This window comes from Nitrospirota bacterium, assembly GCA_016212215.1.
Classification (GTDB): Bacteria; Nitrospirota; 9FT-COMBO-42-15; order HDB-SIOI813; family HDB-SIOI813; genus JACRGV01.
The window spans coordinates 24,249-30,248 of the sequence record JACRGV010000124.1 but is presented as its reverse complement, the minus strand read 5'-3'; the positions used below and the strand labels follow the sequence as shown (position 1 = coordinate 30,248).

The window sequence follows — 6,000 nt, the reverse complement described above, 5'->3', positions numbered from 1 at the left end:
TCACAAATGAGGATGAAAATCACCCCCCCAAGCCCCCCCTTGTTAAGGGGGGGAAAGGTTCTCAATGGCCAACGGCAATCCCCCCCTTTTTTCAAGGGGGGGCATGGGGGGTGATTTTCGGATGAATAAATTACTTGATCGTTTAAAGAATGAGGTCTTATTGCTTGACGGCTCAATGGGGGCGATGCTCCAGTTGAGGGGGCTTCCGCCGGGGTATGCACCTGACCTGTGGAACATGGAAAAACCGGATGTGATATTCGATATACACAGGGAATATGTTAAAGCAGGCAGCAATATTATTCTGACAAACACCTTCGGGGCATCCCGTCTCCGCCTTGCTGAATATGATGCTGAAAACAGGTTAAAAGAGATCAATGAAGCAGCAGTACAAATGGCCAGGAAGGCCATTGGAGACAAGGGTTACGTTGCAGGGGATATTGGGCCTTGCGGGGCAACAGTATACCCGCTTGGTGAATTATCATTTGATGACGCTGTAGGTATTTTCGCTGAACAAATTGAGGTGCTTGTAAAATCAGGATGCGATTTGATTGTGATAGAAACAATGTTTGACCTGATTGAGATAAGGGCGGCTGTTATTGCTGCAAAAATGTCTGCAAAGAATATCCCTGTGCTTGCCTCAGTAACTTTTACACAGGATGGACTAACAGATACAGGTTCATCCCCTGAAACAGTGGCCGCAGTATTGGAAGGATTAGGGGTTGATGTAATCGCTGCCAATTGTTCAACAGGCCCGGAAGAGATGATAAAAGTTGTTACGCAGATGGCATCAACAACAGACACCTTTCTTTGTGCCCAGCCTAATGCCGGACTCCCGATAAATGTTGAAGGAAAAACTGTATTCCCTAAATCACCTGAAGAGATGGCATCATTTGCAGAACAATTCGTAAATGCAGGGGTTAATATACTCGGCGGTTGCTGCGGCACAACCCCTGATTATATCCATCTCCTGTCACAAAGGATAAAAGGTAACAAACCAGTTCACAGGGAGGGGAATAAAGGACTCAAGATCACAAGCAGGTCAAAGACATTATATACAGGCACCGGTTTCCCGTTTCTCAAGATTGGCGAGAAGATAAACCCTACAGGCAGGAAGGCCTTTGGAGAGGCTATAAAAGAAGGCCGCATGGACATGATCATTACAGAGGCCAGAAATGAGTTTGAGGCAGGCGCTACGGCCCTTGATGTAAATGTAGGTGTCCCTATGACTGATGAACCGGTTAATATGGGCCGTGCAGTAGAATCAATCCAAACTGTTGTGGATTTACCGCTTGTTATAGACAGCTCCAATATTGATGCAATAGAAAAGGGGCTTAAAGTATACGCAGGTAAGGCCCTTGTAAATAGCGTAAACGCAGAACCTGAGCGTATGGAGTCATTGTTTCCCATAATAAAAAAATATGGTGCCGCTGTAGTAGCACTTCTTGCCGGTAATGATATTCCTGAAAAGGCATCTGAAAGATTAAAAAATGCAGAGATGATTATTGAAGAGGCTATGAAGTATGGGATAAGAAAAGAAGACATCATATTTGACTGCCTCGCCCTTACTGTATCTGCTGCACAGGAGGCATCTGTCCAGACCCTTGAGACAATACGTCTTATAAAACAGGAACTCGGCTGTCCAACCATACTCGGTATCAGCAATGTCTCATTCGGTCTTCCAAACAGGAAACATATTCATAACACATTCCTTGGTATGGCAATCGGGTTCGGTCTTGATGCCGCAATAATAAATCCTTATGACCCTGATATGCACAATGTAGTATCTGCATCAAGCCTTTTTGCCGGAAGAGACCTGGGGTGCAGAAGATATATAGCGATACAGGAGCAGATTAAGGCAAAAGAAGAATCCGCAGTTAATAAAGATGAGAAAAAGACAGAAGGCAGTACCAGTGAAAGGATTTACAATGCAGTTTTGGAAGGAGACAGGGACAGTATAACCGTACTTGTTAAGAAGGGGGTCGAAGAGGGGCTTGAACCCGGCAGTATATTCCTTAATGTGATGACCCCTGCCATCAGGCATCTTGGAGACCTGTTTGCAGAGAGAAAGAAGTTTATCCCACATCTTGTTGCCTCTGCTGAAGCTATGAAGAAAGGTGTAGATATATTAGCCCCAATGATTGAAAAAGGGGGAGGAGTAGAAAAGAAGGGGACTATTATCATGGCCACTGTAAAAGGCGACATACACGACATCGGGAAAAATATATGCTCCATGATGCTAAAGAATTTTGGGTTTGAGGTGATTGACCTTGGGAAAAACATACCCTGTGAGGATATACTAATTGCTGCTGAAAAGTATCAAGCAGATATTATTGGACTGTCTGCCCTTATGACCACAACAATGATGCAGATGAAGGTTGTCAGAGATACGGTTCATGAACATAATCTTCCGTATAAGATAATGATCGGCGGTGCAGTTACCACTAAGAAATTTGCAGAAGAGATTGGTGCAGACGGTTATGCAAAAGATGTCGGTGAGGTGGTCAATGTAGCCGAGCGCCTGCTGCAGGAACAAGCTCAGCATAAAACCGCCGGTTGACAAAGATGAAATCCTGATAGAGTATTTCATTTTGATTATTTTAAAAGATACATATATACTTTCTTAAACTTCAGAAATAAACATTCCTCATTTGATCCGAACAGCTATTAACATTATTTGGGTATTAAAATGAATAGTATTAAATCAGAATCCGTTATATACAATAAAGATAAAGAAGAATCCGACCATGTAGTTAAGGTATCGGGTTTAGTCCAGTCCATATCAAAGGCAGGAAAGACCATGAAGATTTATCCTGAATCAAGTCCTGTCAGAAAAAAGATGTTAGATGAATTAAGAGACAGGTTCTCCACAGCACTTACCCTCCACGGAGAAATCACTCTAAGGATAAGACAGTTTGAAATAATTTATAATGACGATGTGATTTATTCAAACACCTCCAAAGAAGAAAGCCTTGCATTTAAATTATACATTGATGGATTAAGGGAGATCAGATTTAGTGAAGGGCTTGATGAAAATGAGATACTCGGTTTTATCAGTGTGATAACTATAAATTACCAAAAAGAGCGGCAAGACAACGATATAGTAACAATGCTCTGGGAAAAAGACTTTAAAAATATTCACTATACCGCAGTGGATTACATGGAAGAAGGTGCATCAACAACAGCAGAAACTGAACCCCACATTTCAGGCAGCACAGATGGCAGCAATTTTCAGGGAATGTTCCGGGCTGAGATGTCGAAGGAATCAAGAGAATCCAAAGAGACAACCGTTAAGGCTGTGCACACGTCAGGCAGTAATGAACTCGAGATAGAGGCAATTTTCAATAAACCTTTCCATGAAATCTTCATACTTACTCAGGAAGAGATAGAAAAGATACAGCAGGAAATGGAGATGGAAGAAGGGATGGACCTTATATCAGAGCTACAGGATATTCTATTCCATATCCTGCAGATAGAGGAGGCGATTGATATATACTCTGAGATGGTGAATGGTATAACCGACACTATCAAATCCTCTGTCCTTGCAGGTGATTTTTCCCGCAGTATACCGGTTCTTACAACCTTGAAAACCCTGTCGGTTACGGAAAACAACTTCAGTCCTGAACATGCAGGAGAGGTACAGAATGCCGTAGACTCTCTTGGCGATGAAAATTTTTTAAACCGGTTGCTGATGTCAATAAATGCAAATAAGCTTATTGATATTTCGCCGGTCTTTTCGCTTCTCACAATGCTCAATAAAAACGCCGTTTATTCACTAATAAACATAGCTGGAACAGTTGAACAGATGAAGATAAGACGTCTTATCTGTGATGCACTTGCACAATTAGCAGGGGATGATATTGAACCGCTTATAAAAAGGCTGTACGACACCAACAGGTATTTAGTCAGAAATGTTGTGTACGTTCTCGGTAAGATTGGGAATGCAGATGCAATTAAGTATCTCAGGAGGATAAAAGACCATGAAGATCCTAAGATAAGAAAAGAACTGGTACATGCATTTTCCGAGATTAACAAAGAAGAAGCAAAGGATGCATTAATCTACTTTCTTGAAGATGAAGACAGTACTGTAAGGATTACTGCCTTAAGAAATATAACCATCCACGCATACAGGAAGGCCGTCCCAGCGATATTGAATATTATTACAGGAGAAGACTTTGAGGTAAAGGATGCCTCTGAAAAAAAGGAGCTGTTTGAAACATTAGGCACTTTGGGTTCACTGGAGAACATCCCGATTTTAAGGGACATGTTAATGAGACGTGCAAGGATATTCGGCAAGTCAAAGATAGAAGAACAACGGACTCTTGCTGCTATTTCACTGAAAAAGATGGCAACACCTGAATCTATTGCTGTACTAAAAGAAGGATTGTCAAACCCTGACAGGGGCATAAGAAATATCTGTGAGGAGGTTTTGCATGAAAGAATTTCTCAATAACCTGCATATTCTTATTAAGACAGCGCTTATTCATGACCGCTCCAATATCGCTATTAGCACATATTTAACAAAAACAATGGAATCCATAAGTATTATTATGGAAGGCAGGGAATCTTTTTCCCTTAGGCTGATTCATGACAATCTGTTTATAGATGACACAAGGGTCAAGGTTGATATTGGAAATTTCCTCGCAGTTATGTATTTAACAGAAGAGATGAAAAAGAAAAACATAGGGGCAATTACCTTCCATTATGACCTTTCCCCTGATGAACTTAAAGGCTTTATATATGCATTTATTTCTACATCCCCCTCACCCTTACCCTCTCCCCTTAGGGGAGAGGGGAGGGGGGGCCTTGCAGGTGAAACCTATGAAGACATCTTCCACAAATTATCTTCTACTTCTGTACATAACATTACTATTGATATGTTAAAAGAAGAGACAGAGGCATTCGGCCATGAATTAAAGAATACACAGGAAATGGCTAAAGATATTTATTTCAAAACCCTGGCAATTGTCTCGGAGATTATGGAAAGCACAAAGTTAAAAAATGCAGCACACATGTCAAAGGCAAAGAGGCTTATCCAATCATTAGTAGACCTGATGCTTCAGGATGAATCCACAGTACTCGGACTTACTACCTTAAAGGCTTATGATGAGTATACATATAATCATTCTGTTAATGTATCCATACTGTCAATTGCCATGGGACAGCGTCTTGGTTACAGCAGAAGGGAGCTGAGCGACCTCGGGATGGCAACGCTATTTCATGATATAGGAAAGATAGATATGCCCATTGACCTATTAAATAAACCATCTGATTTTACTGCGGAAGAATGGCAGATGATCAGAAAACATCCTGTTTACGGCGTAAGGACACTGCTGAAGCTGAGAGGGCTTCAGGAGCGGGCAATAAAGATGGTAATGGTAAGTTTTGAACATCATTTAAACTACGACCTATCCGGATACCCAAAACTACTTTCACCAAGGAGGATCAGTCTTTTCGGCAGGATTGCAAGTATCACAGACTGTTATGATGCACTCACATCCTCAAGGGTTTACAACCGCACTCCTTTTATCCCGGACAGGGCATTATTTTTTATGATGAAGAAGAGCGGAACAGCCTTTGACCCAATCATGCTGAAAATTTTTATTAACGTCGTGGGTATATACCCGGTAGGTACGCTTGTACTGCTTAACACAAATGAACTCGGCCTTGTTGTTAAGGCAAGCGCTAACCCGCACACTATACAACGCCCTGTGATAAAACTTATTTCAGATTCTCAAGGTAATGAGATTGATGGAGATACAATAGACCTGTCATATCGAAAAGATATTTCAATTAAACATTCCATTGACCATAGGAAATATGGGGTTGATGTGAGCAGATATTTTATTTAGGGATCTGCATCAACCATTATGTAATCCCTTTCATACCCATGTAATCCATTCCATATAAATCAGACCTTTTCATAACTTATTATCCTTATCTATCAATTAGTTGCATAATGGCACTTTCATTGCAATAATCTCTTTTTAAAGGGCTTTTATT

At 41.1% G+C, this 6,000-nt stretch carries 3 protein-coding genes; all 3 read left to right on the top strand.

What is annotated here, in order from left to right; translation table 11 throughout:
- The first annotated feature begins 121 nt into the window (after positions 1 to 121).
- The 3 genes from HZA08_11230 to HZA08_11220 all read left to right on the top strand — a co-directional run bounded on the left by HZA08_11230 (position 122) and on the right by HZA08_11220 (position 5,849).
- Positions 122 to 2,557, top strand: coding sequence for a homocysteine S-methyltransferase family protein (locus HZA08_11230; protein MBI5193994.1), 2,436 nt, complete (start codon positions 122 to 124; stop codon positions 2,555 to 2,557).
- Between the two features lie 129 nt (positions 2,558 to 2,686).
- Positions 2,687 to 4,450 (top strand): HEAT repeat domain-containing protein, encoded by a 1,764-nt coding sequence (locus tag HZA08_11225; GenBank protein MBI5193993.1) that lies wholly within the window; start codon positions 2,687 to 2,689, stop codon positions 4,448 to 4,450.
- Positions 4,431 to 5,849: an HD-GYP domain-containing protein gene (locus HZA08_11220; protein ID MBI5193992.1), complete on the top strand. Its 1,419-nt coding sequence runs from the start codon at positions 4,431 to 4,433 to the stop codon at positions 5,847 to 5,849. The genes HZA08_11225 and HZA08_11220 overlap by 20 nt, the downstream gene beginning before the upstream one ends.
- The last annotated feature ends 151 nt before the right edge of the window (positions 5,850 to 6,000 follow it).

Coding starts and splice junctions, on each gene's coding strand:
- HZA08_11220 (MBI5193992.1), top strand. CDS start 4,431: ATGAAAGAATTTCTCAATAACCTGCATATTCTTATTAAGACAGCGCTT.
- HZA08_11230 (MBI5193994.1), top strand. CDS start 122: ATGAATAAATTACTTGATCGTTTAAAGAATGAGGTCTTATTGCTTGAC.
- HZA08_11225 (MBI5193993.1), top strand. CDS start 2,687: ATGAATAGTATTAAATCAGAATCCGTTATATACAATAAAGATAAAGAA.